The sequence below is a fragment of the Vibrio owensii genome, from assembly GCF_002021755.1.
In the GTDB taxonomy this organism is placed as follows: domain Bacteria; phylum Pseudomonadota; class Gammaproteobacteria; order Enterobacterales; family Vibrionaceae; genus Vibrio; species Vibrio owensii.
The window spans coordinates 1,472,969-1,498,857 of sequence record NZ_CP019959.1 but is presented as its reverse complement, the minus strand read 5'-3'; the positions used below and the strand labels follow the sequence as shown (position 1 = coordinate 1,498,857).

Genomic DNA, 25,889 nt, shown 5'->3' with positions numbered 1-25,889 from the left:
TGAGTACGTTAGCCTTGTGGCTTCACTACCATCACATTGATTGGTGAGTTCTCTACCACTTTGCTCGCTACAGAGCCCAACATCACTTTGTTGATCTTTGAGCGTTTGTGGCTTGGCATTATGATAAGATCGGCACCTAAGCGCTCAGCGTAATCAAGGATGGTTGCATACGCTTTGCCTTCTGCAACGTGTACTTTGTAAATCACTTCATCATCGATGTGCTGGTCAGCAAACGTTTTGAGTTGTTGCTTCACGTCTTGCTTCATCTTCGCAGCCGCATCTTTTGGGAAGTAAGTTGCGACCATCGACATATGAATGCCAGGCAGTACAGTCAGTAAGTGAACTTCCGCGTTGGCTTGTTTTGCTTGCCAAACAGCCAGCTCAACAGCTCGGTCAGAGAAGCCTTGGTCATTTAGATCAACCGGAACAAGAATTTGTTTATACATTCAGTGTCTCTCATCATGGCCCCTTTGTCCTCGGGGCCTAATCGGTTATGCGCTCAACTGTTCCCTACGAGCACGACGTTTTTGGTTCATGGCAAGTACCAGCAAGATCATTAAGCAAGGCACAAATACCCATTCTTTCATTGGGCGCTCTGCGTCTTGAACAATCCATTTGATCTCCCAGTCGAAGTCGACGCCAGACGATTCTGCCGGACTACCAAACTCGACCATGTCTACGATCATTTTGCCGTCGTTCTCGGTTAGCATTAGGCCCATAGAAGAGATGCGCTCTTCTGCAGTTTTTGCTTTATCTTCGAACGGAAGACGTACCGTTTTCTCTACGTAGTCACCTTCTAGGTTTTCACCTGCGACTCGTAGCTCAATGGATTCTCCTACATTTAGCCCTTCCGTGATTTGAGCTATCTCAACCCCAGGGGAAAGAACTTTTGCAGGGTAGATCATGTCCCACCAGAATCCTGGACGGAAGAAAGAGAACGTCAGTACAAGCAACAAGATGGTTTCCCACCACTTGTTACGTGTAAACCACCAACCTTGCGTCGCTGCTGAGAAGATCAACATCGCAATGATTGAGGAGATTACGGTGAGAGCAAGGTGCCACCAAGTGTCGATACCCATCAACAAGAGTTGAGTGTTGAAGACGAACATGAATGGCAGAATTGCGGTTCGAATATCGTAGGTAAAGCCTTGAATACCCGTTCGAATCGGGTCGGACTTAGCAATAGCTGCCGCCGCAAAGGCTGCCAAACCTACCGGAGGCGTATCATCAGCTAGAATACCGAAATAGAATACGAACAAGTGCACCGCAATCAATGGGATGATCAAGCCATGAGCTGCACCCAGAGTTACGATAACGGGAGCCATCAGAGTTGATACCACGATGTAGTTTGCCGTCGTTGGCAGACCCATACCAAGGATCAAGCTGATCACTGCAGTAAACAACAACATTAGGATGATGCTGCCACCAGAGATGAACTCGACGAAGTCTGTCATCACCAGCCCAATACCGGTTAGTGTTACTACACCAACTACCGTACCGGCAGCAGCCGTTGCCACACCGATGCCGATCATGTTGCGCGCACCAGATACCAAGCTCTCTGCTAGGTCGACAAAGCCATCTTTCGTTTGCTCAACCAAGTCACCTTGTTTGGATAGCAAAGCAATCAATGGGCGTTGCGTCAGCAAGATAAAGATCATGAACACGGTTGCCCAGAATGCTGATAGGCCCGGAGAGAAGCGCTCTACGGTTAAACACCAAACCAGCACAACGATTGGTAGCAGATAGTGCAGGCCAGATTTAATCGTCGGACCTGGATCTGGAACCTCTGTGAGTTCTGCATCAATTTCAATTGCGCCATCTTTGGCGTGGTTTGCTGAGATTTTCACCAGTCCGATGTAAGCAATGAGTAGTGCTACGGTTACGATAGGTGTTGCTGCATCGCCGAAGACATCTTTCGTCCAACCCACACCGTAGTAAACCAAAGCACTAATCACGCACAAGCCGAGGATGGTGCCAGTGAATGACAACAGGCTTTGTAACATGGTTGGGTTATGGCGACGAGGAAGACCAGTCATACCTGCTTTACATGCTTCAAGGTGAACGATGTAAATCAGAGCGATGTATGAGATAAGTGCAGGAAGCAGGGCTGCTTTAATTACCTCTACGTAAGAGATACCAACGTATTCCACCATTAGGAAGGCCGCTGCACCCATAATAGGTGGTGTAAGCTGACCGTTAGTTGAGGCTGCAACTTCTACCGCACCGGCTTTTGTGCCAGGGAAACCAACTCGCTTCATCAGCGGAATCGTAAAGGTACCTGTAGTTACTACGTTGGCAATCGATGAGCCAGAAACCAAACCCGATAGACCAGACGCAACAACTGCGGCTTTTGCAGGGCCACCCTTCATATGACCAAGTAATGAGAAGGCTACTTTGATGAAGTAAGCGCCAGCGCCGGCACGTTCAAGCATCGCACCGAAGAGTACGAACAAGAATACGAAAGACGTAGATACGCCAAGTGCAACACCAAATACACCCTCAGTCGTTAACCATAGATGCGACATCGCTTTGTTTAAGCTAGCGCCTTTATGGGCAATGACGTCTGGCATGTATGGGCCAGCAAAGGTGTAAGTTAAGAATACCGCTGCAACCACCATGAGCGGTGGACCTAATGCACGGCGGGTTGCTTCAAGTAGCAAGACCATACCAGTAACCGAAACGACGATATCTACTGTTGTAGGTGCTCCGGAACGTCCTGCTAACTCGGTATAGAAAATATAAATGTAAGCCGCAGCAAAGCTACCCGCGAGTGCTAATACCCAGTCGATGAGTGGGATACGATCACGCGGAGAGTTCTTCATTGCTGGGTAAGCAGTGAAAGCGAGAAAAGTGGCAAAAGTTAGATGAATTGCTCGCGCTTCAGTGTCGTTGAGTACGCCAAAATTAAAAATAAATGGTAGCGGAGAGGCATACCATAATTGAAATAGCGACCAGCACAGCGGAACGAACCATAAGATTCGACCTTGCATGCCCATTGGGCTACGCGCACCTGTATCTGCCTGAGCCACCATCTCTTGCACATCTTGTGACGGAGTGTTGTTCGTCGCCATGTACTTTTTCCTTATTATTGATGGTCCTGTCTGTATTGCGTATCGAGAACCGCCTTCGCTATAACAGTGTAGTGAATAGAGCGAAGTTTGCTTTCGAGTGAATCGCTACAATCCTTCAACCCATTGATTCATAGGTATGGAAAAGTGCGTTTTCTTTTTCTTAGGTGTGTGAGCGCGACTTCCGGGAGAAATCGGCAAAATTGAACAAAGTATGCTGGTTGAAGGTGCTCGACCAGCATACTCAATCAGACAGAAAACCATCCTTTTCTGTCTGAGCTTGAAGTTAGTAGTTGCTTACTTAAGCAGGCCTACTTCTTTGTAGTATTTCTCTGCACCTGGGTGAAGAGGGATTGAAAGGCCAGCTTTCACCATGTCTTCTTTCTTCAGGTTTGCAAATGCAGGGTGTAGACGCTTGAACGTATCGAAGTTTTCGAATACCGCTTTTGCAACGTTGTAAGCTACGTCATCTGAAACATCAGAAGTCGTTACCATTGTTGCCGCAACACCAAAGCTGTTTACGTCTTTGTCTGTACCACGGTACATACCAGCAGGCACTGTGCTGAACGCGTAGTAAGGGTTATCAGCAACGATCTTCTCGATTTCTGGACCAGTTGCTGGAACTAGCTTCGCATCACAAGAGGTTGTTGCTTCTTTGATTGAACCGTTCGGGTGACCAACCATGTAGATAAACGCGTCGATCTTGTTATCACATAGTGCTTGAGAACGTTCTGAACCTTTTAGTTCTGATGCAAGTTTAAAGCTGTCGTTAGTCCAGCCCATTGCATCCATCACTACGCCCATTGTCGCGCGGTCACCAGAACCAGGGTTACCGATGTTTACACGCTTACCTTTAAGGTCTTGAACGTTTTCGATGCCAGAATCTGCACGTGCGATGATGTTAAAAGGTTCGGTATGAAGAGAGAACATTGCACGTAGTTTTTTGTACGGGCCTTGTTCAGCAAACTTACTCGTACCGTTGTAGCCATGGTACTGCCAATCCGATTGCACGATACCAAAGTCTAGCTCGCCAGCACGGATTGTGTTGACGTTGTAAATTGAGCCACCAGTCGATTCTACTGAACAACGGATGTTGTGATCTTTACGACCTTTGTTCACCAATTTACAAATAGCACCACCAGTAGGGTAGTAAACACCTGTAACAGAGCCAGTACCGATAGTAATAAACTCTTGAGCGTTAACTGCGCCTGCGCCCATAACTGCTGCAGCGATAGCGCCTACTTTAAGAAGTTTGTTAAATGCCATGAATTTCCCTTCCTTATATTCATTATTAACCCGGAAATAACCAAAAATTACTTCAGGAGTTTCCTATTTGGAAACGGCATCTTTTCCAATCCAATCGTTTGAAAAAGCGAGCGAATCATAACAAAAAATTGGCAGAAAATTATCCGATTGTTAAAAACTATAGCGAATAAGTCTAAAGTGTGCGTTGGTATGTGGGGATAAATTCGTAGACTAATTCCTTTTAGAACAATTACTTATCTTGCATGTTGGCGAGGGTATTAAAAAAACCAATAGCGTGATGTAAATCACAAATAGGATGGGTAAAAAATAAGCTAAAAAATCAAAAAATTTACATTTTTCATGGGCTACAAAACTCAACTAATTTCATAGCCCACAAACAGTTACTTAGCCTGTGTACTCGAAAAGCTCACACACTGATTTGAACAATTGTTCTGTAGAAACTGGCATTGTCGGGGTAATGAAGATGGTGTCATCACCAGCAACCACACCTAAGATGCCTTCTGATTTGCCTAGTGAGTCCAGTAGGCGAGCAATCAATTGAGCGGCACCTGGGCCAGTGTGGATAACGACAAGAGCTGCGTTATGGTCGATATCTAACACCAGTTCACGCAAAGAGCTGCTCACTGTTGGTACGCCTAACTCTGCTGGTAGGCAGTAAACCATTTCCATTTTTGCGTTACGTGTACGTACGGCACCAAACTTAGTCAACATGCGAGAAACTTTGGATTGGTTGATACTTTCAAAACCTTGTTGTTTTAGTGCATCAACGATCTCACCCTGTGAGCCAAAGCTCTCTTCTTTTAATAAGGCTTTAAAAGCGCGAACTAAGTTATCTTGTTTTTCTGAATTGCGCATAGTCGTTATGATTCTCTTATCAAGGGTCAGCAATTTTGCATATTCTCGCATAGATATTCATGCAGTGCCAAAAAGTCACGACATTATGTTAATTCCATCACTGTAAACCCTAAACAGGATAGGGTTCTTTAAGTATGAAATTGTTGACCTATTTATTGCACTGAATTTCTTGTCATTTCAACAGAATAAACGAATAATCAAGCCTTTGTTTGTAGCACGGTAACAGCGAGTTGCGCGAGGTCGCAAAGCTGGCGTTAATTGATTGTAATCAAGTTGTGATTCCGATAGCTTTATTTCAGCTGGTTACAAAATACCCTACGAATACGTTTATAAGAGAAATACTCTCAAGGAGAACTACATGAAAGTAGCCGTTATTGGTGCCGCTGGCGGCATCGGTCAAGCTCTGGCCCTTCTACTTAAGAACCGTCTTCCTGCAGGTTCAGATTTAGCCCTATACGATATTGCTCCAGTAACTCCTGGTGTGGCTGCAGATCTAAGCCACATCCCAACTCCGGTTTCTATTAAAGGTTACGCTGGCGAAGATCCAACACCTGCACTTGAAGGTGCGGATGTTGTTCTAATTTCAGCTGGTGTAGCTCGTAAACCTGGTATGGATCGCGCGGATCTGTTCAACGTAAACGCTGGCATCGTTAAGTCGCTAGCAGAAAAGATCGCAGTTGTATGTCCAACAGCATGTGTTGGTATCATCACTAACCCAGTGAATACAACTGTGCCAATCGCTGCTGAAGTGTTGAAAAAAGCAGGCGTTTACGACAAGCGCAAACTGTTTGGTGTTACAACGCTAGATGTTATCCGCTCAGAAACCTTCGTGGCTGAACTAAAAGACAAAGATCCAGGTGACGTTCGCGTTCCTGTTATCGGTGGTCACTCTGGTGTGACTATTCTTCCTCTTCTATCTCAAGTAGAAGGTGTTGAGTTTACTGCTGAAGAAGTTGAAGCGCTAACGAAACGTATCCAGAATGCGGGTACAGAAGTAGTAGAAGCGAAAGCGGGTGGCGGTAGTGCAACTCTGTCTATGGGCCAAGCTGCATGTCGCTTTGGCTTAGCGCTAGTACGTGCTCTTCAAGGTGAAGAAGGCGTAGTGGAGTGTGCTTATGTAGACGGTGGCAGCGAACATGCACCATACTTCGCACAGCCTGTGAAGCTAGGTAAAGACGGCGTAGAAGAAGTTCTAAGCTACGGTGCGCTAAGCGACTACGAGAAGTCAGCATTAGATGGCATGCTAGAAACACTAAATGGCGATATCAACATTGGTGTTGAATTTGCGAAATAAGCGTCTTTTTATACTCGTTATATAAAGAAGACAATTTAAATGAAAAGCCGATCTGATGATCGGCTTTTTTGATCCTTTCACCTTATCTCGCGTAACAGAGTCTGAATCAGGTAACTTTGTGAAGGAGAGGGTGATGGAAGCAAGTCGAATCCGTAAAGGTATGGTCGTTGAGTGTCAGCAAGGTGTTGGTACGATTTTAGTCATCGACCAAGAGGCAGAAACAGTGCTGCTCGCTAAGCAAGGTTCAGAAGAGCAACTTGCAGTTAGCTTCGATGAAATAGAAGACAATCCACAGCTTCACGACAGTTGTGACCGTTATTACTAACGACATATCGCTTGAGCGCCAAACATAATGAAAAGGAAGAGTATTACTCTTCCTTTTTTCATCAGGGTCTTTCGTTACTAGCTGGTACGCTTAACCGCCATGTGGGCTAGAGTAATCAGCGCTTGCTTGTAATCAGATTCAGGAAGGATTGCGAGTTCTGCAATTGCTTTATCTGCTTCATCCATCGCTTTTTGCGTGGTGTATTCCAGCGAGCCAGCTTCCTGCATTACCGCTAGAATGTCTTCTAGTCGATCCATGCCATTGGCCTTCTCAATCGCTTCACGAATCATCTGCGCATTCTCTGGCGTGGTATTGCGCATTGCATGAAGTAGAGGAAGCGTTGGTTTGCCTTCAGCCAAATCATCACCAACATTCTTACCCATATCCTCACCGTCAGACGTGTAATCCATCACGTCGTCGATCAGTTGGAATGCTGTGCCCAAATATTTACCGTAGTTCTGGAATGCCATTTCTACTTCTTCCGGCGCATCGTTAAGAATCGCACCAATCTGCGTAGCGGATTCAAACAAACGTGCGGTCTTAGAGTAGATGACCTGCATGTAGCTTTCTTCTGTCGTGTCAGGATCATTACAGTTCATCAACTGCTGAACCTCACCCTCTGCGATCACATTAACTGCGTCGCTCATCAGTTTAAGGATCTTCATTGATCCTAGCTCAGTCATCATTTGGAATGAGCGAGTATAAATAAAGTCCCCAACTAACACGCTAGCGGCATTACCAAACGCAGCGTTTGCTGTCGCTTTACCACGGCGCATGTCTGATTCGTCTACCACATCATCGTGCAACAAGGTTGCCGTATGGATGAACTCAATAAACGCAGCTGCCATTGTATGGCCGTTACCTTGGTAACCAAGAGCACGTGCTGACAATATCGCCAGAAGTGGTCTTAAGCGTTTGCCTCCACCACTCACGATATAGAAACCGAGTTGGTTGATTAAAGAGACATCAGAATTTAGTTGGGCTTGAATTGTTTCATTCACTTTTGCCATGTCATCGGCAGTAAGCGCTTGGATAGTTTTAAAATCCATCGTATATCCGGCTGAAGTTAGACCCTGCAAGGCTTATTCGATTTATATAATTGTCGAATAATACACTAAAAAACGTTGATTAATACATTACTAAAGGGCATGATTGCCGCACTTTTCTTTGGCGATTAGCTTTTCGCCAATTTTTTCAAAATATGGCTTGTCATAGGGGCATCTCTTCTGTAGAATCTGCGCCCTATTGATGATTAGTTTAGCGCACACCCTCATGAAAAGGCTGTGCGGAAAAAGCGGAGTAAAATATGTACGCTGTTTTCCAATCTGGTGGTAAACAACACCGTGTAAGCGAAGGTCAAACTCTTCGTTTAGAGAAATTAGACGTTGAAACGGGCGCAACTGTTGAATTTGATAAAGTTCTTCTTGTTGCTAACGGCGAAGAAATCCAAGTTGGCGCTCCTCTTGTAGAGGGCGGCAAAGTTGTTGCTGAAGTAGTACAACACGGTCGTGGCGATAAAGTTAAAATCGTTAAGTTCCGTCGTCGTAAGCACTCTCGTAAGCAACAGGGTCACCGTCAGTGGTTCACTGAAGTGAAGATCACTGGTATCAACGCTTAATCTATTAGGAGAGTTTAACAATGGCACACAAAAAAGCTGGTGGTTCTACTCGTAACGGCCGCGATTCAGAAAGCAAACGTCTAGGTGTTAAACGTTTCGGTGGTGAATCTGTTCTTGCAGGTAACATCATCGTTCGTCAACGTGGTACTAAGTTCCACGCTGGTAACAACGTAGGTATCGGTAAAGACCACACTCTATTCGCTCTTACTGAAGGTAAGGTGAAGTTCGAGGTTAAAGGTCCTAAGAACCGTAAGTTTGTAAGCATCGAAGCTGAGTAATTTTACCTTTTAGGTTAATTACTAAAGCTTTATAGCTGAATTCAAAAGCCCTGCCGATTCGGCGGGGTTTTTTATTTGTAGCAGTCGACATATTCAAGTTTCTCGTTTTATCCCTGAGCGGTTGGAATCTGGGAGCTTAGATCTGTCATCTGCTAAAATTGTTTGATGGCAAATCAGATTTAATCCACGCACGAAGTAGTCGGAGTAAAAGATGAAGTTCGTAGATGAAGCGGTAGTTAAAGTTCAGGCTGGTGACGGCGGTAGCGGCGTTGTAAGTTTCTGGCGTGAAAAATTCATCACTAAAGGTGGCCCAGATGGTGGCGACGGTGGTGATGGTGGTGATGTATACATCCAAGCCGATGAAAACCTAAATACCCTGATCGATTACCGTTTCCAACGCTTTTACGAAGCAGAACGCGGTGAAAACGGTCGCGGCGGTAACTGTACTGGTAAACGTGGTAAAGACATCACACTTCGCGTACCAGTAGGTACTCGCGCGGTTGATATCCACACTAACGAAATCGTTGCAGAAGTAGCAGAACACGGTAAGAAAGTGATGGTCGCGAAAGGCGGCTGGCACGGTCTTGGTAACACGCGTTTTAAATCTTCAGTAAACCGTGCGCCTCGTCAGAGAACGCTAGGTACTAAAGGTGAAATCCGTGAAATCCGTCTAGAGCTATTGCTATTGGCTGACGTTGGTATGCTTGGTCTACCTAACGCAGGTAAATCAACCTTTATCCGCGCAGTATCAGCAGCAAAACCAAAAGTAGCAGATTACCCATTTACAACGCTAATCCCAAGCTTGGGTGTGGTGAGTGTGGTTCCTGAGAAGAGCTTTGTGGTTGCAGACATCCCTGGTCTAATCGAAGGCGCAGCTGACGGTGCTGGTCTAGGTATTCGCTTCCTTAAGCACCTAGAGCGTTGCCGCGTACTGCTACACATGATTGATATCATGCCTATCGATCAGTCAGATCCAATTCAAAATGCCTTAACCATCATTGATGAACTAGAGCAGTACAGTGAGAAACTAGCAGGCAAACCTCGTTGGCTAGTCTTCAACAAAACGGATCTGATGCCAGAAGAAGAAGCGAATGAAAAGATCCAAGAGATCTTGGACGCGCTAGGTTGGGAAGACGAGTTCTTTAAGATCTCAGCGATCAACCGTAACGGTACAAAAGAGCTTTGCTACAAGCTAGCTGACTTTATGGAAAACCTACCTCGCGAAGAGGAAGAAGTTGCTGAAGAAGATAAAGTAAACTTCATGTGGGATGATTACCATAAAGACGCAATCGCTGGTAAAGACGTTATCACTGAAGAAGATGATGACGATTGGGATGATTGGGACGATGAAGAAGACGACGGTCACGTTGTTTACGTCCGCGACTAATCGCTAGCTAATTCATTAAGCCGCAATGTTTATTGCGGCTTTTTTTGTATCTAAATCATGTTTAGACGATGTGATTTGCGGCACAATAATGAGCTTAACGGATTTAGGAAGTATTTATGACATCGGAAGTTATACCGTCTTGTGCAACGACGGCATCCAACCAAAGGGCCATTTCTCGGCTCGTTGCCCAAGCAGGGCAAATGCTCTTAGCCCACGGGGCAGAGAGTACGCTTGTGAGTGACATCATGCAGCGCATCGGTATTGCCTGTGGTGTCAGCGAAGTGGCAGTGGCATTATCTGCGAATGCTTTGGTTGTCACGACAGTCAAAGACGATCATTGCATTACAACGACCAGAAGTTGTGCCGACCGCGGGATCAACATGCGAGTGATCACCCAGATCCAACGAATTTGTATCATGATGGAGCGGGGCTTGCTCGATGTGAGAATGGCGCAGAAGAAACTCAACACCATTAGTCCTGAGCGCTATAACCGTTGGTTGGTGGTGTTCATGATCGGCCTTTCTTGTGCGGCCTTCAGCCATTTAGCGGGTGGAGACTTAGGTGTATTTGTCATGACGTTTCTTGCTTCTGCTGGCGGCATGACCGTTCGACAAGAAATTGGCCACCGCCACTTTAATCCTCTTCTCAACTTCGCTGTCACGGCGTTTGTGACTACACTAATCTCTGCTCAAGCGGTGATTTTTGACATTGGTAATCTACCAACCGTTGCGATGGCATCATCGGTATTGATGCTAGTTCCCGGCTTCCCACTGATTAACTCGGTTGCCGATATGCTGAAAGGCCATATCAACATGGGCATTGCACGATTTACCATGGCGAGTTTATTAACCTTAGCGACTTGTCTCGGTATTGTTGCGGCAATGGAAGTAACGGGGATTTGGGGGTGGATGAGCTAATGAGCGTATTTGAACTCATCTTAGGGCTGTTGAACGATATGTTCTTCGCCGCTATTCCTGCCGTTGGTTTTGCTATGGTGTTTAATGTGCCGCAAAAAGCACTCAAGTACTGCGCGGTAGGTGGTGCGATTGGTCATGGCAGTCGCTACCTAATGATGCATTTTGGCTTGCCAATTGAATGGGCAACATTTTTTGCAGCGACGTTAGTCGGTTTGATCGGAGTGCATTGGTCCCATCGTTTTCTTGCTCACCCTAAAGTCTTCACTGTGGCTGCTTTGATTCCTATGGTTCCGGGTGTATTCGCATATAAGGCTATGATCGCCATGGTAGAGATAAACCACTTAGGTTACTCACCTGAGCTTATTGCGACGTGCATGGAAAACTTCCTTAAGGCGATGTTTATTATTGCTGGCTTAGCAGTTGGCTTGGCGGTTCCGGGGCTGTTATTCTATCGCCGCAGACCCATAGTATAAGGACCCAATATGATCATCAGCATGATTGCCGCGATGGCAGACAACCGAATCATCGGTAAAGACAACCAGATGCCTTGGCACCTTCCTGCCGATTTTGCATGGTTTAAGCGTTGCACCATGGGCAAGCCAGTTGTTATGGGGCGTAAGACCTATGAGTCTATTGGGCGTCCATTACCTGGTCGTTTGAACATTGTCATCAGCCGTGATGCTTCACTTTCCATTGAAGGTGTTACAACGGTCACGTCAATTGAGCAAGCACTTGAGGTTGCTGGTGAAGTGGAAGAAGTCATGATTATTGGTGGCGGAGCGATTTATGCCGCGTGCCTCCCCATGGCTAACAAGCTGTATGTTACTCATATTGAAGCTGAAATTGATGGAGATACTCAGTTCCCCGATTGGGGAACTGAGTTCAAAGAAACGTACTCTGAAGCGTACCAAGCGGATGAGAAAAACGCTTATAACATGCGTTTTACTGTCCTAGAGAAGTAATCGGATAGAATGAGAAAAGCACCGCAAATGCGGTGCTTTTTGTTTTCTCGTCAGGCAATCAGAGCCGTTAACTGAGTGCTTCTTGAGTGAAGACTTGCTTGTCTTCCCAACGAATCATGGTGAGTGAACCACCCCAAACGCAGCCAGTATCAAGACCAATGATGCTTTCATCTATATGACCTTGTAGTGCTGCCCAGTGCCCAAATAGCACTGCTTTTTCTAGCGGCACTCGCTGTGGAAGCTTAAACCAAGGCACGAGTTCATCTTCAGACACTTCTTGCGGTGGTAGTTTGCAATCCATATCCAAGCGACCATCAGTAAAGCAAAAACGCATGCGAGTAAACGCATTGATGGTGTAGCGATAAAGATCGAGACCCGACAAGGATTCATTCCAAAGATCGGGTTGGTTGCTGTACATGTTTTCTAGCAACCAAGGTAGCTTTTCACTTTGAATGATGCTTTCAACTTCACGTGCACACGCTCTTGCAGTATCAAGATCCCACAAGGGAGAGATACCAGCGTGACACATAACGAACTCGTCATGCTCGGCCATAAGAGGTTGCTGAGCCAACCAAGTAAGCAGCTCTTGTTTATCCGGAGCGGAAAAAATAGGTGCAGTCTTATCCTTGTCTTTGACTTTTTTCAGTCCGTGCGACACCGCCATTAGGTGTAGGTCATGATTACCAAGTACCACTTTGGCACTGTCACCCAGAGACTTAACAAAACGTAATGTTTCTAGAGATTTAGGTCCGCGAGCGACGAGATCTCCCGCTAGCCAAAGCTGGTCGTGTTGTGAAGAGAAACTAACCTGTTCCAGTAGCTGCTGAAGCTCATCAAAACAGCCCTGAATATCACCAACAATATAAGTCGCCACTGAATCTCCTGATTAATTTAAGACGTTTGGAACCGCTAAACGGAATGGATCAATCTCGGTGATAAATTGCTGTCCTTTTTCATCCAACAACATGTAGTGTCCTTGCATAACACCAACCGGTGTTTCAAGCGCTGTTCCGCTGCTGTAAGTGTATTCGTCGTTACCCGGAATAAAAGGCTGTTGACCAACAACGCCTTCACCTTCGACCGTCATTTGTTTACCGTTTGAATCGGTGATTAACCAGCGACGGCTAACTAATTGAACAGTTTGTTGGCTGAGGTTTTTTATTGTGATGATATAAGCGAAGACGTATCGCTGCAGTTCTGGGTTGGACTGTTCTTCAATGTATTTGGTATGAACTTGGATTTTGATGCAAGGTTGAATGACGTCCATGTGCACTCCTCGAGAAACGTTGTATCCCAATAATAATAAGCCAAACCGGCAAGGGTTTGGCTTATCGTTTGAGTTCTTATTGCTGCGGGTTGTCCGCGAGCCAGTTCGCCATGGCGACGAATTGTTGTAGTGTTAGGTTCTCTGGACGCATGCTAGGGTTGATACCCAGTTCTTCAAGTACTTCAGTACTTAGTAGCGACTTGTAGCAGTTACGTACAGTCTTACGGCGTTGGTTAAAACCTTCGCGACATACACGCTCCAACAAACGTAGGTCTTTTGCTGGGTGTGGCAGCTCTTCGTAAGGAACCAAGCGTACTACGGCTGAGTCTACTTTCGGTGGCGGAACAAATGCTGTTGGCGGTACTTCTAGTACTGGTACCACTTTACAGTAGTACTGTGCCATTACGGTTAGACGACCGTATGCTTTGCTACCAGGTCCTGCCGCTAAGCGATTTACCACTTCTTTTTGAAGCATAAAGTGCATGTCTTGAATGTCTTTATGGAATTCAAATAGGTGGAACATCAATGGTGTAGAGATGTTGTATGGCAAGTTACCGAAGATACGTAGCTTGTTGTTTGGCTTCACTAACTGCGTGAAGTCAAAGCGCATTGCATCGCCTTCATGAATCGTAAGTTTGTCTGCCAATTCAGGGTGGTTACGTAGACGTTCTGCTAGGTCACGGTCCAATTCGATAACCGTGAACTTGTCGACTTCGCGACCAACAGGTTCGGTGATTGCACCTAGACCAGGGCCGATTTCAACCAGGTTTTGCCCTGGTCTTGGGTTAATTGCTGATACGATGCCATCAATAATGTATGGGTCGTTCAGGAAGTTTTGACCAAAACGTTTACGCGCTTTGTGTCCTAAATGGACATCATTTCTCATTGTTTCTTCTCTACCAATTCTATCGCATGCGTGAGCGCTGTTCGGAAGCTCCCTGTATCCGCTTGACCTGTCCCTGCCAGTTCTAATGCAGTACCGTGATCCACCGATGTTCTAATAAAAGGTAGACCAAGAGTAATGTTTACTGAACGACCAAAGCCTTTGTATTTTAAAACTGGCAATACTTGATCGTGGTACATGCCTAAAACAGCATCAGCATCGTTTAAATACTTTTCATTGAAAATGGTGTCTGCCGGTAATGGACCGATCAGATTGATTCCTTTTTCTTGTCGAATCTTTTCCAATGTTGGAGTGATGGTCTCGATCTCTTCGCGACCCAAACAGCCATCTTCTCCCGCATGTGGATTTAGCCCGCAAACATAGATGTTTGGTTGGGAGATGGCAAATTTTTCTACAAGATCTTTATGAAGAATATCGATGATTTTTTCTAATCGCTCTTCCGTGACGGCTTTAGATACGTAAGCCAAAGGAATATGCGTTGTTACTAGAGCAACTCGCAGCCCTTCGGTGGCTAGCATCATCACGACCAACGGTGTGTTGGACTTCTCGGCGAAGAATTCAGTATGCCCACTGAACGCAACACCAGAGCGATTGATCACCCCCTTATGTACAGGGCCGGTGACAATAGCATCAAATTCATCATTCATACAGCCCAAAGCGGCTCTTTCTAGTGTTTTTAACACGTAGTGGCCGTTGGCTTCATTGAGTTGACCCGCGATGACATTTTCTGCCATTTCGATATGGTCAACGATCAAGGTGCCTGCTTTTTGTGCCTTTGGCGCTTCTTCTGGATTGTAATCAGTCAGTTGAACATCAATGCCAAGCAAGTTGGCACGTTCCAACAGCATATTTTTGTCTGCGCAGACAACGATTTGATGAGCCCAGTCTTCCTTAGACAGAGCCAGTACCAAATCCGGGCCGATACCCGCAGGTTCCCCTGCGGTCACGACGATTCTGCGAATCGAATTAGTTGCCATCATTGTCATCCACGATTTCAACGAATGCGCTTGCGCGTAGCTCTTGCATCCATGCGCCAGCTTCTTCATTAAACTTACGGTTAAATAGAATTCGGTAAGCTTTGTTCTTCATTGCTGAGTCTGTACGGTCAACTTGGCGACGGTCTAGAACTTCAACAATGTGCCAACCGTGTACCGTTTTGAAAGGTTCACTGATTGAGCCTACAGGTAGTGTTTCTACTTGGTGCTTAAATTCTGGTACGTATAAATCAGGTGTTTGGTAACCTAGCTCACCATTTTGAGCCGCTGAACCTGGATCTTGGCTGTACTGTGTTGCCAGTTGAGCAAAGGTTGCTTCACCTGCTTTGATGCGACGAATGAACTCGTTTAGCTCTTTCTGTGCACCTTCGTCACTCAAGATAACGGTTGGTTTGATCAGAATGTGGCGAGCATTTACCTCTGTTACTGCTACGGTCTCAAGACCTTTCACATCCTCTACTTTTAGGATGTGGAAGCCGATGCCGCTGCGGAATGGGCCAATAATGCTGCCTTTGTTTTGCATCTTGATTTGGTCTGCAAAGATGGTTGGCATTTCTTCTTTACGCATCCAACCCCAATCACCACCTTGTAGTGCTTTAGGACCTTTTGAGTAGGTGTATGCCATTTCAGAGAAGTCTGCACCGTCTTTTAGTTTCTTAACCAATGCATTGGCTTCTGCTTCGACTTCTGACTTGTCTTTATCGTCAGAGAAACGAAGTTGGATGTGGCCAATCTTGTATTGAACTGTAGCGTTAGTTTCGGTCGCTAATTGGTCGGCAAGGCTATCGACTTCAGCTGGCAAAATGTTGATACGACGACGAACCAGTGCATTACGAGCTTCAGATGCAGCAATCTCTTTACGAATCTGCTCACGGAATTCTGGGTAGCTGAGACCTTCTGCTTGAACAGACGCAGCTAACTGTTCCACGCTTTGATTGTTGTTGCGAGCAATTTCAGCGATCGCTTGGTTCAGGCGGTTGTCATCAATACGAACACCGATACGCTCCGCCTCTTGGCCTTGCAATGTGTCGATGATCAGCTTCTCTACCACTTGGTCTTTCAGCACACTTGCCGAAGGGAGGCTCTTGCCACTTTGGCGAGCATTAGCTTGCAGCGTTTTCATCGCGGTATTGATGTCGCTTTGTAGAATCACACCATCGTTAACGATGACTGCAACCTTATCAAGCTCTACTGGCGCTGCTGTTACACCACAAGATAGTAGGGTGGTGAATAAGAGTGATTTCCAAATTTTCATTAAAAATTCCGTCAGTAATGGTGTTTAAGCGTCTTGTTATAGGTAAGACGCTTAATTCAATTAATTGTTCAAATAGAATGGACGACCGTATTTAATCGCGTTGTCTGAGCCATCAAGTTCTTTCGCGGCCGAATCTGCGCGTTGGTTGGTTGCAAAGCCTTGAATACCGAAGTTCACACTGATGTTGTTTTCGTATTCTGGTGATGCACCATCACTGCCGATTGCTCTGTCATCCCAACCAAGTAGTTGGTTCGAGTAAGTCAGACCAAAGTACCAACAATCTGATTGGTAACGAACGCTAGCAAGCCATTCCATATCAATGTTTTCATTCAGATCGTAGTAGTACTGGCCACTTGCAGACCAGTTCGGGTTGAACTCGTATGCCGCCACGATACCTGCTTGTGAAATACCTTTACGAGTGATCGTATCTAGGTTTTCGACAATGATCGTATCTTCAATGTATTCACGCGTTACATAACGGTAGTTACCTTGAATAAAGCCACCATTAAATTGGTATTCCAACGTGCTGTTTGCAAGCTGCATCGAGCTCAAGTCGATGTCGTACTGGATACCACCGTGGTAGAACAGGTAATCGTTGTAGTTGAAGTCAGTCTCAACCGCCCAAGATGAGTAGTTTGATGTTTCATCTGGCAAGCTTGGGTTGTTGCTGATCTTAGTCTTCTTATCAAAGTAATAGATCTGACCAAACGAGACGTTCAAGCGCTCTTTGTAGTCATCATCGAAAAAGCGAGTACTTGCACCGTAGCTTAACTGGTTTGCTGAAGCAATTTTGTCGATGCCACTGTATTTGCGACTGCGGAATAGACCGTAATAGTCGGTTTGAAGCAAGGTGGTGTCGTAGTTGTAAATGTTGCTCTGATCTTCATCAGGTACATACAAGTACTGTAGTTGTGGCTCTAACGTCTGTGTGTAACCTTCGATCCAGCTAGTATCACGCTCTAAGTACATGCGAGCGTGCGTGCGGAACTCTGGGATCACACGTGACACGTTTTCATCCAGTGTGTTGCGCAATTCGGTATCAGTTAGCCCAGTAAGATCTTGAGAGTAGTAAGTCGATAATATACGTGCTTCAGTTGTCCAATCTGCCCACGAGTTTGACAGCGGGATGGTAATACCTGGCTCAACGTGAACACGAGTTGCGTTTGGTTTGGCTGCGTCATCGGTGTCGAAGCGGCTCACTTGGCTCTTCACATCGAAGTTAACGTAGTTACCCCAAAGCGGCGTGTAGTAGTTAAGGTCGAGCTGAGGAAGCAAGCGATATGGTTGGTTGTCTTCTTGGAGTAGGATTTGGAAATCACGTACTCGCAGTGACGCATCCCAGAAGTCAGAACGGTATTGAACTTCACCTTCTTGTAGCAATTGACCATCTTCGCGGTTACCAATATCAGAGTCGAGATCTCGGAAGTAGTCGATGTCACTTACCTTGGAGTAATCAAGGCTGACCACCCATTGTTTATTGATAATACCATCGTGTTTGAATTGGTAACCCCAGCGCGATTCGTCTTGGTAACGTTTATCGCTGCCCATGTATTCGCCTTTGACCTCACCGTCACCCCAGCCATTGGTTAGGTAGCGGAAGTCAGTATCTAGCTTAGTACCACGCTTTTGCATGTACAGAGGCGTAATTGTCATGTCGTATTGAGGGGCAATGTTCCAATAGAACGGAATTTCAACTTCCAGACCATCGCTTGAACCGTACGACATAGAGGGGAAGAGGAAACCTGTCTTACGTGTATCGCCGATTGGCATCGTCAAATAAGGCACGTAGAACACTGGTACATCCAACACCTCAAAACGAGGGTGGTGCAGGGTTGCGGTTTCTTCGTCTTGATCAACATCGATTCCTGATGCCACTAATCGCCAAGAGTTATCGCCTTGTGGGCAAGAGGTAATTGAACCATCTTCTAGTTCATAAACAGATTGGCCCGTGCGTGCAATGTACGCAGCTGTACCGCGACCTTGTTGGCAGAGGAATTGGTAATCGGTGTTTTCTAGCGAGAAAGTATCTTGATTAATGTCGTTGGTGACGCGATCTGAGCGTGCTTTTACTTTGCCATCGTTGAAGGTTACGTTACCTTCAGCGACAACGACATTGTCTTGTTGGTGAAGCGTTACGCTATCCGCGGTGATTTTCTTCGGACCTTGCGTGACTTCTACGTTGCCAGAGTACTGAGCTTTGTCACCATTGATGGCTTGTAAGCGGTCTGCTTGTACTACGACTTCGGAGTTAAGCGCGTCCTCCTCACCACTTGTTTCGACCAAACATTGATCTGTGGTGGGCATTTCCTGCACACTATCATTGATATTCGCTTCAGCTTGAGTGGTGGGTACAAACAAGGCGGTGCTGATAGAGGCCGCTAAACATGTGCGGGAGAAATGTTGCATTGAATTGAACTTTCCTGTGTCACTACTACTCGATGGCTATAGGGCTTGTTGTACCCTCGCTTTATAGCCAAATGAATCAACTATAGTTTGCAATTATCCCAGAGCATGGATTCGCTGTGGCATAATGCCGATATAAAATAGCTGCAAAGATAAGCAGGCGAAATAGCCTGATCATAAAAAAACTAATTCCATTATCATAAAGGAAATCGTTGCGTCCGGCACTATAAGACCGCCGTCGTCGATAAAAATTCATTGATAGAGAACACATAATGCATATTTTTGGCAAAATTTTGGGTGCCTTTTTTGGCTTGTTACTCGGTGGTCCATTCGGTTTGTTGTTTGGCCTATTTATCGGTCACCAATTCGATAAAGCACGTCGTTTAAGCCAAGCGGGGTTTTCTACCGGAGGCTTTGGTAAAGGTCCAAGCCAAGCCCAGCGCCAAGAAGAATTTTTTAAGGCTGCATTCGCAGTTATGGGACATGTGGCAAAAGCCAAAGGTCAAGTGACCAAAGAAGAGATTCAACTTGCGTCTGCAATGATGGACCGCATGAGTTTGCATGGCGATCAACGTCGTGCAGCACAAGAAGCGTTCCGTGATGGTAAAGAGAGTGATTTCCCACTTGAAGATGTATTGGTTCGTGTGAAAATCTCTTCAGCAGGGCGTTTTGACTTGTTGCAGTTCTTCTTGGAACTACAAATCTCAGCGGCGTTTGCTGATGGCTCAATCCACCCAAGTGAACGCAGTGTATTGCACAAAATTGCCCGTGGTTTAGGGTTCTCTTCGGAGCAATTAGAACGTCGCCTGAACATGCAAGAAGCCGCGTTTCGTTTTCAAAGCCAAGGTGGTTTCCATGGTCAGCAACAAGGGCAATATCAATCTTCAGGGGCAGGTTGGCAGCAAGCTTCGCAAGCGGATCAATTGGCGGATGCCTACAAAATCCTTGATGTCTCTTCAGATGCGGATGGCAAAACGGTCAAACGTGCTTACCGTAAATTGATGAATGAACATCACCCAGATAAATTGATGGCAAAAGGTTTGCCACCAGAGATGATGAACGTCGCGAAAGAGAAATCTCAAGAGATTCAAAATGCTTACGATCTGATTAAGAAAGTCAAAGGCTTTAAGTAGTCGGACGTTTTCTATCAAGTATTGGATTTAAAAAGGGCACTGAGTGCCCTTTTTTCATATCTTAGTCTTTGAGTTGCCGGTGTCTTTAGCTTTTGGCCTATCATGATCCTAATGCTAATTGACCTCAAATCCCCCAGTTTAATTGGCCTGATTCAAGTCCCAATCGTATTCGTATTTCACTTTGCCAGAGAAATTTTTGTATTGCGGTGCGTACTTTACGATGTGGTTGAAGATTTGTTTTTCTCCACCAAAGTCCGTTGCAAACCAATCATAAATAGAAGACAGCTGTGCCGTGTTACCTTGGATAGATACGCCTTTGCTGCTGTTAATAAATGTTTTAGCTGCACTATCCAGTAGAGCTTGTGTGTTGTCAGCAGTGAATGCTTGAGACTGCAGATTAGGGCATCCTAGGCTGGCACAGTTAACTGCGTAATGTGTTCTCGGGTCATTCCAAATTGGACGTAAAATGCGATGTTCAATATCGTTTAAAGTCAGATCTTTCCCGTTGACTACGACCACATCATCCCCCCAAGGGCCAAAGCTGAATAGCCCACCAAGTTTGGTAATCGATTCGACAGGATAGTTATCTAGGATTAAGTCTACAGTGATGGCGTTGTAAAGGTTTACCCAATAGGCGTATTGCTCCGCTCGGTTGTATTGTCGAGGGTCGAGTTTTGCCAAACGTTGGATGTATTGTTTCAGCTTAGTTTTATCGGCTGAGGTGACTTGGCTGTAACGAAACAAGGTATTCTCGCCTTGTTCAACTAAATAAGCATCGAGCAATTGCTGCCAATCTTGATGAGAGATTTGACTTTGATTAGCTTGATTCGATTGTTTCCAATACGGCCATAAGTCGGGTTTAGGTGCGGCAAATGTCGAGAAAGAAACGAGCGCACACAAGAGTAATAACAGACGCTTCATAGAGATACCTTTGGGTTAAACCTTATTGATATTGTAGACCTGCATAAGGCGAAGTTTCTTTCTTGAGGCAATGAAAATAAAAGAAAAAAGGCTGGCATAAGCCAACCTTTTATTTGTTTAAATTGCGATTTTAATTAGCTTAAGAAGCTTGGGATATTCGCCTCGTACTCGGCAATCTTATCTTCGTGTTGAAGGGTAAGACCGATATTGTCCAAACCGTTTAGCAGGCAGTGACGACGGAATGAGTCGATTTCAAAGCTGTACTCTTTGCCGTTGGCGCGAACCACATTCGCTTCTAGGTCGACCTCGATTTCTGCGCCTTCATTCGCCTCAACAAACTGGAAGATTTCATCCACTTCTTGCTCAGTCAAACGAACTGGCACCATTTGGTTGTTGATCGAGTTACCGTAAAAAATATCGGCAAAGCTTGGTGCGATCATCGCTTTGATGCCGTAATCCGCTAGTGCCCACGGTGCGTGCTCACGAGAAGAACCACAACCGAAGTTTTCACGCGCTAGCAGTATAGATGCACCTTGGTAGCGAGGAGCGTTCATCACGAACTCTGGGTTCGGTTGTTCGCCAGCATCATCTAGGAAGCGCCAGTCATGGAATAGGTGCTTACCAAACCCTAGGCGAGAGACCTTTTGTAGGAACTGCTTTGGAATGATGGCATCAGTATCTACGTTCGCTGCATCTAGAGGAACAACTAAGCCTGTGTGTTGTTTAAAGCCTGACATTGGTTTGCTCCTTAGTCCAGTTCACGAATATCTACAAAGTGACCAGCAATTGCTGCCGCCGCTGCCATCGCAGGGCTCACTAGGTGGGTACGGCCATCACGACCTTGGCGGCCTTCAAAGTTACGGTTTGAAGTAGACGCACAGCGCTCATGAGGACCCAAACGGTCGTTGTTCATTGCTAGACACATCGAACAACCTGGTAGGCGCCACTCAAAGCCCGCTTCTTTAAAGATAACGTCCAAACCTTCCGCTTCTGCCTGCGCTTTTACTTGCTCAGAGCCAGGAACGATTAGCGCTTGAACGTGAGACGCGACTTTGCGACCTTTCGCTACTTCAGCGGCTGCGCGCATGTCTTCGATACGTGAGTTAGTACAAGAACCAACGAAGACTTTATCGACGTTGTAATCAGAAAGTGCTTTGCCTGCTTCTAGACCCATGTAAGCCAACGCTTTTTCAGCAGAAGCTTTTTCTACTGGATCGGCAAAGCTTTCTGGTGCTGGGATCGGCTGGTCTACTGCGATAACTTGGCCTGGGTTAGTACCCCAAGTGACTTGTGGTTTAATGTCTGCTGCGTTTAGCGTCACAACCGCATCAAACTGAGCGTCATCGTCAGTTTTTAATGTCTTCCAGTATTCTACTGCTGCATCAAAATCGGCACCTTGAGGTGAGAATTTACGGCCTTTGATGTATTCGAATGTGGTTTCATCTGGTGCAATCAAACCGGCTTTCGCACCTAGCTCAATTGCCATGTTACATACGGTCATACGGCCTTCCATTGAAAGGTCGGTGATCGCCTCACCACAGAATTCAACCACGTAGCCTGTACCGCCAGCTGCTGTAGTTTCACCGATGATCGCTAGCACGATATCTTTCGCTGTGATCCCCGGCGCCACTTTGCCTTTCACTTCGATCTTCATCGTTTTAGCGCGCGCTTGTTTTAGCGTTTGAGTCGCTAATACGTGCTCAACTTCTGATGTACCAATACCAAAAGCTAGAGAGCCGAATGCGCCGTGTGTAGCCGTGTGCGAGTCACCACAAACGATGGTCATACCCGGTAGGGTAATACCAAGCTCTGGGCCCATAACGTGCACAATACCTTGGTATTTATGGTTGATGTCGTAAAGCGTAACGCCAAACTCTTCACAGTTTTTCGATAGCGTCTCCATCTGGATACGAGCCATCTCACCGGATGCGTTGATGTCTTTGGTGGTTGTCGAAACGTTGTGGTCCATGGTGGCAAAAGTTTTGCTGACCTGACGCACTTTGCGACCTTTTTCACGCAAGCCGTCAAATGCTTGCGGAGATGTCACTTCATGTACCAAGTGACGGTCGATGTACAAGATTGGGTTTTCCCCTTCTGCTGCGACGGCAACGTGTGCGTCGTAGACTTTTTCGTATAGTGTTTTGCCCATTGTTTGCTATCTCGTGTATAGCTCCCGACAACGGCTTATCAGGAGCAAATAATTATTATCAATTCGTGCGGTATTAAGAGTTTAAAATGTACGCAGCGATCTTATCGCCCATCTCAGACGTCGAAAGTGCTGGGTTGTCACCAGCAAGGTCACCCGTTAGCTCACCCGCTGATAGTGCTTTTGAAACTGCCGTTTCGATGTCTTGTGCCGCCGTTTCTTCACCTAGGCTGTAACGCAACATCAGTGCAGCAGATAAGATTTGTGCCACTGGGTTAGCGATGTTTTTACCTGCGATATCTGGTGCACTGCCGCCTGCTGGCTCGTACAGACCGAATTTGCTTTCGTTTAGGCTCGCTGAAGGCAGCATACCCATAGAGCCAGTGATCATCGCGCACTCATCAGAAATGATGTCGCCGAAGATGTTTGAACAAAGCATCACGTCGAACTGTGCTGGGTCTTTGATAAGCTGCATGGTTGCGTTATCAATGTACATGTGTGACAGCTCGACATCTGGGTAGTCTTTTGCGATTTCTTCGACCACTTCACGCCATAGGATAGAGCTTTGTAGAACGTTCGCTTTGTCGATAGAGCACACTTTCTTACGACGTAGGCGAGCAGACTCAAAAGCGATTTTTGCAATACGTTCGATTTCGTAACGGTGGTACACCTCAGTGTCGAACGCTTTCTCTGTTGGACCTTCACCTTCACGACCTTTTGGTTGGCCGAAGTAGATGCCGCCCGTCAGTTCACGAACAACAACGATATCAAAACCGCGACCTGAGATGTCTGCGCGTAGTGGTGAGAAAGCTTCAAGACCTGAGTGAATTTGTGCTGGGCGTAGATTACAGAACAGTTGGAAGTGCTTGCGTAGTGGTAGTAGGGCACCGCGTTCAGGTTGGTCATTTGGTGGCAAGTGTTCCCACTTAGGGCCGCCAACTGAACCGAATAGGACTGCATCAGACTCTTCACACGCTTTCACGGTGCTTTCTGGAAGTGGGCAACCGTGATTATCAATCGCAATGCCGCCCACATCATGCTCGTCACGCTCAAACGCAATGCCGTGTTTCTTCTCGATTGCATCTAGCACCTTGTGTGCTTGCGCCATTACTTCTGGGCCGATGCCGTCGCCTGGTAAAACGGCGATTTTGTATGATTTGTCTGTCATGGTAATCCTTTAAGTTTTCTAAATTTTTGAGCTTGTCTAAAACGAATTTGGTTGGAGCCTAAGTTGTGAGGCTCAAGCTCCATGAATTAATGATTAAACCGTCGCAATTCTCTTTTGCTTCATCTCTTCAATCTTATCGGCACGATGAATGCTGTTGATAACGTGTAATAGCGCTTGGCCAGATGCTTCTACGATATCGGTAGAAACGCCGGTACCGTGGTACTTACGGCCTTTATAGTTAGCGATGATGTCTGCTTGACCAAGGCCGTCTTCACCTTCGCCTTTTGCGGTTAGGTCAAACTTATCTAGGACGATCTCGTAACCTGTCACGCGGTAGATACATTGGTATAGCGCATCAACTGGACCATTACCGACAGCAGCTTCACACATTTCTTCATCGCCACATTGCATTTTGACGCTGGTGGTTGCCATTACGCTGCCAGATTGAACGCTTAGGTAGTTCAACTTGTAGAAGTCGTCTTCTTCGCGCAAGTTAGAGAAGTGCATTAGCGCTTCTAGATCGTAGTCGAACACCTGACCTTTGCGATCAGCAAGTTTCAAGAAGTCTTCGTACAACGCATCTAGGTTGTACTCTTCTTCTTTGTAGCCCATTGCGTCCATGTGGCTCTTAACCGCAGCACGGCCACTGCGACTGGTTAGGTTCAATGCTTGGTTCTTAAGACCAATCGACTCAGGCGTCATGATCTCGTAAGTGTTTTTGTTCTTTAGCATGCCATCTTGGTGAATACCTGAAGAGTGGCTGAACGCGTTAGCACCAACGATAGCTTTGTTGCTCTGGATTGGCATGTTACAAAGCTGGCTGACCAACTTGCTGGTACGGTGGATTTCGTCGTGTTTTAGACCGGTATGCACACCCATGAACTCTTGGCGTGTTTTTAGGATCATCGCGATTTCTTCAAGAGAACAGTTACCCGCACGCTCACCGATACCGTTGATGGTGCCTTCTACTTGTCGAGCGCCTGCTTGAACCGCTGCGATAGAGTTCGCAACAGACATGCCCAAGTCATCGTGACAGTGAACAGAGATGATCGCTTTGTCGATGTTTGGTACACGATTGAATAGGGTTTCAATGATGCCACCAAACTCGCTTGGTACGGTGTAGCCAACGGTGTCTGGAATATTGATGGTGCTTGCGCCAGCATCGATGGCCGCTTCAACCATGCGACATAGGTTGTCGATTGGCGTGCGACCAGCGTCTTCACAAGAAAACTCAACGTCGTCCGTGTAATTACGTGCGTGTCTTACGGCTTTCACGCCCATTTCTACAACATCGTCGTAGCTACGGCGCAATTTGTCTTGAACGTGGACGGTAGAGGTAGAAATGAAGGTGTGGATTCGGAATGCGTCTGCGACTTTTAGCGCTTCAGCTGCAGCATCGATATCTTTCGCAACGGCACGCGAAAGGGCACAAACTCGGCTGTTTTTAATGTGTTTTGCAATAGTTTGTACGGACTCGAAATCACCAGGAGAAGAAACCGGAAAACCCGCTTCTATAACATCAACGCCTAGCCTTTCCAGCGCATAGGCAATTTGCAGTTTTTCTTTAACCGTCAAGCTTGCTGACAACGCTTGTTCGCCATCACGCAATGTGGTGTCGAATATAATGACCTGATCGTTCATGTTTGCTTCCTTCATGATTTCTGCACTTTTCGTGCAATTTAATCGTTTACTTCCGGTATTTAGATATAAAAAAACCCGCATTTGCA

General features: G+C 46.1%; 25 protein-coding genes. 9 read left to right on the top strand and 16 right to left on the bottom strand.

What is annotated here, in order from left to right:
* Positions 1–8: 8 nt before the first annotated feature.
* From A9237_RS06625 to argR, 4 genes are all read right to left on the bottom strand, one after another.
* Positions 9–446, bottom strand: a complete 438-nt coding sequence (locus A9237_RS06625; protein ID WP_005437370.1) for a universal stress protein — start codon at positions 444–446, stop codon at positions 9–11.
* Between the two features lie 45 nt (positions 447–491).
* Positions 492–3,071 (bottom strand): TRAP transporter permease, encoded by a 2,580-nt coding sequence (locus tag A9237_RS06620; protein WP_078607882.1) that lies wholly within the window; start codon positions 3,069–3,071, stop codon positions 492–494.
* Positions 3,072–3,365: 294 nt separating this feature from the next.
* Entirely contained in the window at positions 3,366–4,334 is a 969-nt protein-coding gene (locus A9237_RS06615; protein ID WP_005437372.1) for a TAXI family TRAP transporter solute-binding subunit, read from the bottom strand.
* A gap of 384 nt (positions 4,335–4,718) precedes the next feature.
* On the bottom strand, positions 4,719–5,189 hold the full coding sequence (gene argR / locus A9237_RS06610) for a transcriptional regulator ArgR (protein ID WP_005430583.1): 471 nt from the start codon (positions 5,187–5,189) through the stop codon (positions 4,719–4,721).
* A 358-nt stretch (positions 5,190–5,547) separates the two neighbouring features.
* On the opposite strand from argR, the gene mdh reads away from it, so the two are divergent.
* Together mdh and A9237_RS06600 are read left to right on the top strand one after the other, a co-directional pair.
* Positions 5,548–6,483, top strand: coding sequence for a malate dehydrogenase (gene mdh / locus A9237_RS06605; RefSeq protein WP_020196545.1), 936 nt, complete (start codon positions 5,548–5,550; stop codon positions 6,481–6,483).
* 133 nt (positions 6,484–6,616) lie between these two features.
* Positions 6,617–6,808, top strand: coding sequence for a hypothetical protein (locus A9237_RS06600; RefSeq protein ID WP_039841444.1), 192 nt, complete (start codon positions 6,617–6,619; stop codon positions 6,806–6,808).
* 77 nt (positions 6,809–6,885) lie between these two features.
* Here the strand turns inward: A9237_RS06600 and ispB are convergent, their stop codons facing one another.
* The gene (gene ispB, locus A9237_RS06595; RefSeq protein ID WP_078607881.1) at positions 6,886–7,857 is read right to left on the bottom strand and encodes an octaprenyl diphosphate synthase; all 972 of its coding nucleotides are present in this window, start codon (positions 7,855–7,857) and stop codon (positions 6,886–6,888) included.
* A 257-nt stretch (positions 7,858–8,114) separates the two neighbouring features.
* Between ispB and rplU the strand changes: the two genes are divergently transcribed.
* From rplU to folA, 6 genes are all read left to right on the top strand, one after another.
* Positions 8,115–8,426, top strand: a complete 312-nt coding sequence (rplU, locus tag A9237_RS06590) for a 50S ribosomal protein L21 (protein WP_005437376.1) — start codon at positions 8,115–8,117, stop codon at positions 8,424–8,426.
* Between the two features lie 20 nt (positions 8,427–8,446).
* The gene (rpmA, locus tag A9237_RS06585; protein WP_005383095.1) at positions 8,447–8,704 is read left to right on the top strand and encodes a 50S ribosomal protein L27; all 258 of its coding nucleotides are present in this window, start codon (positions 8,447–8,449) and stop codon (positions 8,702–8,704) included.
* A 211-nt stretch (positions 8,705–8,915) separates the two neighbouring features.
* Positions 8,916–10,091, top strand: a complete 1,176-nt coding sequence (gene cgtA / locus A9237_RS06580; RefSeq protein ID WP_005437377.1) for an Obg family GTPase CgtA — start codon at positions 8,916–8,918, stop codon at positions 10,089–10,091.
* A 116-nt stretch (positions 10,092–10,207) separates the two neighbouring features.
* The gene (locus A9237_RS06575) at positions 10,208–11,008 is read left to right on the top strand and encodes a threonine/serine exporter family protein (RefSeq protein WP_005437378.1); all 801 of its coding nucleotides are present in this window, start codon (positions 10,208–10,210) and stop codon (positions 11,006–11,008) included.
* Positions 11,008–11,481, top strand: a complete 474-nt coding sequence (locus tag A9237_RS06570; RefSeq protein WP_005437379.1) for a threonine/serine exporter family protein — start codon at positions 11,008–11,010, stop codon at positions 11,479–11,481. Before A9237_RS06575 ends, A9237_RS06570 begins: the two co-directional genes overlap by 1 nt.
* Positions 11,482–11,490: 9 nt before the next feature.
* Entirely contained in the window at positions 11,491–11,970 is a 480-nt protein-coding gene (gene folA, locus A9237_RS06565) for a type 3 dihydrofolate reductase (protein WP_009707799.1), read from the top strand.
* Between the two features lie 67 nt (positions 11,971–12,037).
* On the opposite strand, the gene apaH is transcribed toward folA, so the two are convergent.
* The 6 genes from apaH to lptD all read right to left on the bottom strand — a co-directional run bounded on the left by apaH (position 12,038) and on the right by lptD (position 18,797).
* Complete coding sequence (gene apaH / locus A9237_RS06560; RefSeq protein ID WP_045416473.1) at positions 12,038–12,844, bottom strand: bis(5'-nucleosyl)-tetraphosphatase (symmetrical) ApaH; 807 nt, start codon at positions 12,842–12,844, stop codon at positions 12,038–12,040.
* Positions 12,845–12,856: 12 nt separating this feature from the next.
* Positions 12,857–13,237 (bottom strand): Co2+/Mg2+ efflux protein ApaG, encoded by a 381-nt coding sequence (apaG, locus tag A9237_RS06555; RefSeq protein ID WP_005437382.1) that lies wholly within the window; start codon positions 13,235–13,237, stop codon positions 12,857–12,859.
* A 76-nt stretch (positions 13,238–13,313) separates the two neighbouring features.
* Positions 13,314–14,123: a 16S rRNA (adenine(1518)-N(6)/adenine(1519)-N(6))-dimethyltransferase RsmA gene (rsmA, locus tag A9237_RS06550; RefSeq protein ID WP_009707797.1), complete on the bottom strand. Its 810-nt coding sequence runs from the start codon at positions 14,121–14,123 to the stop codon at positions 13,314–13,316.
* On the bottom strand, positions 14,120–15,118 hold the full coding sequence (gene pdxA, locus A9237_RS06545; protein ID WP_039841404.1) for a 4-hydroxythreonine-4-phosphate dehydrogenase PdxA: 999 nt from the start codon (positions 15,116–15,118) through the stop codon (positions 14,120–14,122). The genes rsmA and pdxA overlap by 4 nt, the downstream gene beginning before the upstream one ends.
* Positions 15,108–16,391, bottom strand: coding sequence for a peptidylprolyl isomerase SurA (gene surA, locus A9237_RS06540; RefSeq protein WP_005437385.1), 1,284 nt, complete (start codon positions 16,389–16,391; stop codon positions 15,108–15,110). The genes pdxA and surA overlap by 11 nt, the downstream gene beginning before the upstream one ends.
* 60 nt (positions 16,392–16,451) lie before the next feature.
* Positions 16,452–18,797, bottom strand: a complete 2,346-nt coding sequence (gene lptD, locus A9237_RS06535; protein WP_078607880.1) for an LPS assembly protein LptD — start codon at positions 18,795–18,797, stop codon at positions 16,452–16,454.
* 269 nt (positions 18,798–19,066) lie between these two features.
* On the opposite strand from lptD, the gene djlA reads away from it, so the two are divergent.
* The gene (gene djlA / locus A9237_RS06530) at positions 19,067–19,927 is read left to right on the top strand and encodes a co-chaperone DjlA (protein WP_009707793.1); all 861 of its coding nucleotides are present in this window, start codon (positions 19,067–19,069) and stop codon (positions 19,925–19,927) included.
* 138 nt (positions 19,928–20,065) lie between these two features.
* Here djlA and A9237_RS06525 read toward each other — a convergent pair whose 3' ends face one another.
* The 5 genes from A9237_RS06525 to leuA all read right to left on the bottom strand — a co-directional run bounded on the left by A9237_RS06525 (position 20,066) and on the right by leuA (position 25,803).
* Complete coding sequence (locus tag A9237_RS06525) at positions 20,066–20,848, bottom strand: DUF547 domain-containing protein (RefSeq protein ID WP_078607879.1); 783 nt, start codon at positions 20,846–20,848, stop codon at positions 20,066–20,068.
* A 134-nt stretch (positions 20,849–20,982) separates the two neighbouring features.
* Positions 20,983–21,585, bottom strand: a complete 603-nt coding sequence (gene leuD / locus A9237_RS06520) for a 3-isopropylmalate dehydratase small subunit (RefSeq protein WP_045379478.1) — start codon at positions 21,583–21,585, stop codon at positions 20,983–20,985.
* Between the two features lie 11 nt (positions 21,586–21,596).
* A complete protein-coding gene (leuC, locus tag A9237_RS06515; RefSeq protein WP_038893917.1) occupies positions 21,597–22,997 on the bottom strand; it encodes a 3-isopropylmalate dehydratase large subunit in 1,401 nt (466 codons plus the stop codon).
* A 73-nt stretch (positions 22,998–23,070) separates the two neighbouring features.
* Positions 23,071–24,162 carry a 3-isopropylmalate dehydrogenase gene (leuB, locus tag A9237_RS06510; RefSeq protein WP_078607878.1) on the bottom strand — a complete coding sequence of 364 codons (1,092 nt, stop codon included), beginning with the start codon at positions 24,160–24,162 and terminating at the stop codon, positions 23,071–23,073.
* A gap of 93 nt (positions 24,163–24,255) precedes the next feature.
* Positions 24,256–25,803: a 2-isopropylmalate synthase gene (gene leuA, locus A9237_RS06505; RefSeq protein ID WP_005437391.1), complete on the bottom strand. Its 1,548-nt coding sequence runs from the start codon at positions 25,801–25,803 to the stop codon at positions 24,256–24,258.
* Positions 25,804–25,889: the final 86 nt, after the last annotated feature.

Coding starts and splice junctions, on each gene's coding strand:
- A9237_RS06615 (WP_005437372.1), bottom strand. CDS start 4,334: ATGGCATTTAACAAACTTCTTAAAGTAGGCGCTATCGCTGCAGCAGTT.
- cgtA (WP_005437377.1), top strand. CDS start 8,916: ATGAAGTTCGTAGATGAAGCGGTAGTTAAAGTTCAGGCTGGTGACGGC.
- rpmA (WP_005383095.1), top strand. CDS start 8,447: ATGGCACACAAAAAAGCTGGTGGTTCTACTCGTAACGGCCGCGATTCA.
- A9237_RS06525 (WP_078607879.1), bottom strand. CDS start 20,848: ATGAAGCGTCTGTTATTACTCTTGTGTGCGCTCGTTTCTTTCTCGACA.
- argR (WP_005430583.1), bottom strand. CDS start 5,189: ATGCGCAATTCAGAAAAACAAGATAACTTAGTTCGCGCTTTTAAAGCC.
- A9237_RS06570 (WP_005437379.1), top strand. CDS start 11,008: ATGAGCGTATTTGAACTCATCTTAGGGCTGTTGAACGATATGTTCTTC.
- leuC (WP_038893917.1), bottom strand. CDS start 22,997: ATGGGCAAAACACTATACGAAAAAGTCTACGACGCACACGTTGCCGTC.
- djlA (WP_009707793.1), top strand. CDS start 19,067: ATGCATATTTTTGGCAAAATTTTGGGTGCCTTTTTTGGCTTGTTACTC.
- lptD (WP_078607880.1), bottom strand. CDS start 18,797: ATGCAACATTTCTCCCGCACATGTTTAGCGGCCTCTATCAGCACCGCC.
- mdh (WP_020196545.1), top strand. CDS start 5,548: ATGAAAGTAGCCGTTATTGGTGCCGCTGGCGGCATCGGTCAAGCTCTG.
- A9237_RS06575 (WP_005437378.1), top strand. CDS start 10,208: ATGACATCGGAAGTTATACCGTCTTGTGCAACGACGGCATCCAACCAA.
- ispB (WP_078607881.1), bottom strand. CDS start 7,857: ATGGATTTTAAAACTATCCAAGCGCTTACTGCCGATGACATGGCAAAA.
- surA (WP_005437385.1), bottom strand. CDS start 16,391: ATGAAAATTTGGAAATCACTCTTATTCACCACCCTACTATCTTGTGGT.
- A9237_RS06600 (WP_039841444.1), top strand. CDS start 6,617: ATGGAAGCAAGTCGAATCCGTAAAGGTATGGTCGTTGAGTGTCAGCAA.
- apaG (WP_005437382.1), bottom strand. CDS start 13,237: ATGGACGTCATTCAACCTTGCATCAAAATCCAAGTTCATACCAAATAC.
- A9237_RS06620 (WP_078607882.1), bottom strand. CDS start 3,071: ATGGCGACGAACAACACTCCGTCACAAGATGTGCAAGAGATGGTGGCT.
- rplU (WP_005437376.1), top strand. CDS start 8,115: ATGTACGCTGTTTTCCAATCTGGTGGTAAACAACACCGTGTAAGCGAA.
- rsmA (WP_009707797.1), bottom strand. CDS start 14,123: ATGAGAAATGATGTCCATTTAGGACACAAAGCGCGTAAACGTTTTGGT.
- leuD (WP_045379478.1), bottom strand. CDS start 21,585: ATGTCAGGCTTTAAACAACACACAGGCTTAGTTGTTCCTCTAGATGCA.
- A9237_RS06625 (WP_005437370.1), bottom strand. CDS start 446: ATGTATAAACAAATTCTTGTTCCGGTTGATCTAAATGACCAAGGCTTC.
- pdxA (WP_039841404.1), bottom strand. CDS start 15,118: ATGGCAACTAATTCGATTCGCAGAATCGTCGTGACCGCAGGGGAACCT.
- leuA (WP_005437391.1), bottom strand. CDS start 25,803: ATGAACGATCAGGTCATTATATTCGACACCACATTGCGTGATGGCGAA.
- folA (WP_009707799.1), top strand. CDS start 11,491: ATGATCATCAGCATGATTGCCGCGATGGCAGACAACCGAATCATCGGT.
- leuB (WP_078607878.1), bottom strand. CDS start 24,162: ATGACAGACAAATCATACAAAATCGCCGTTTTACCAGGCGACGGCATC.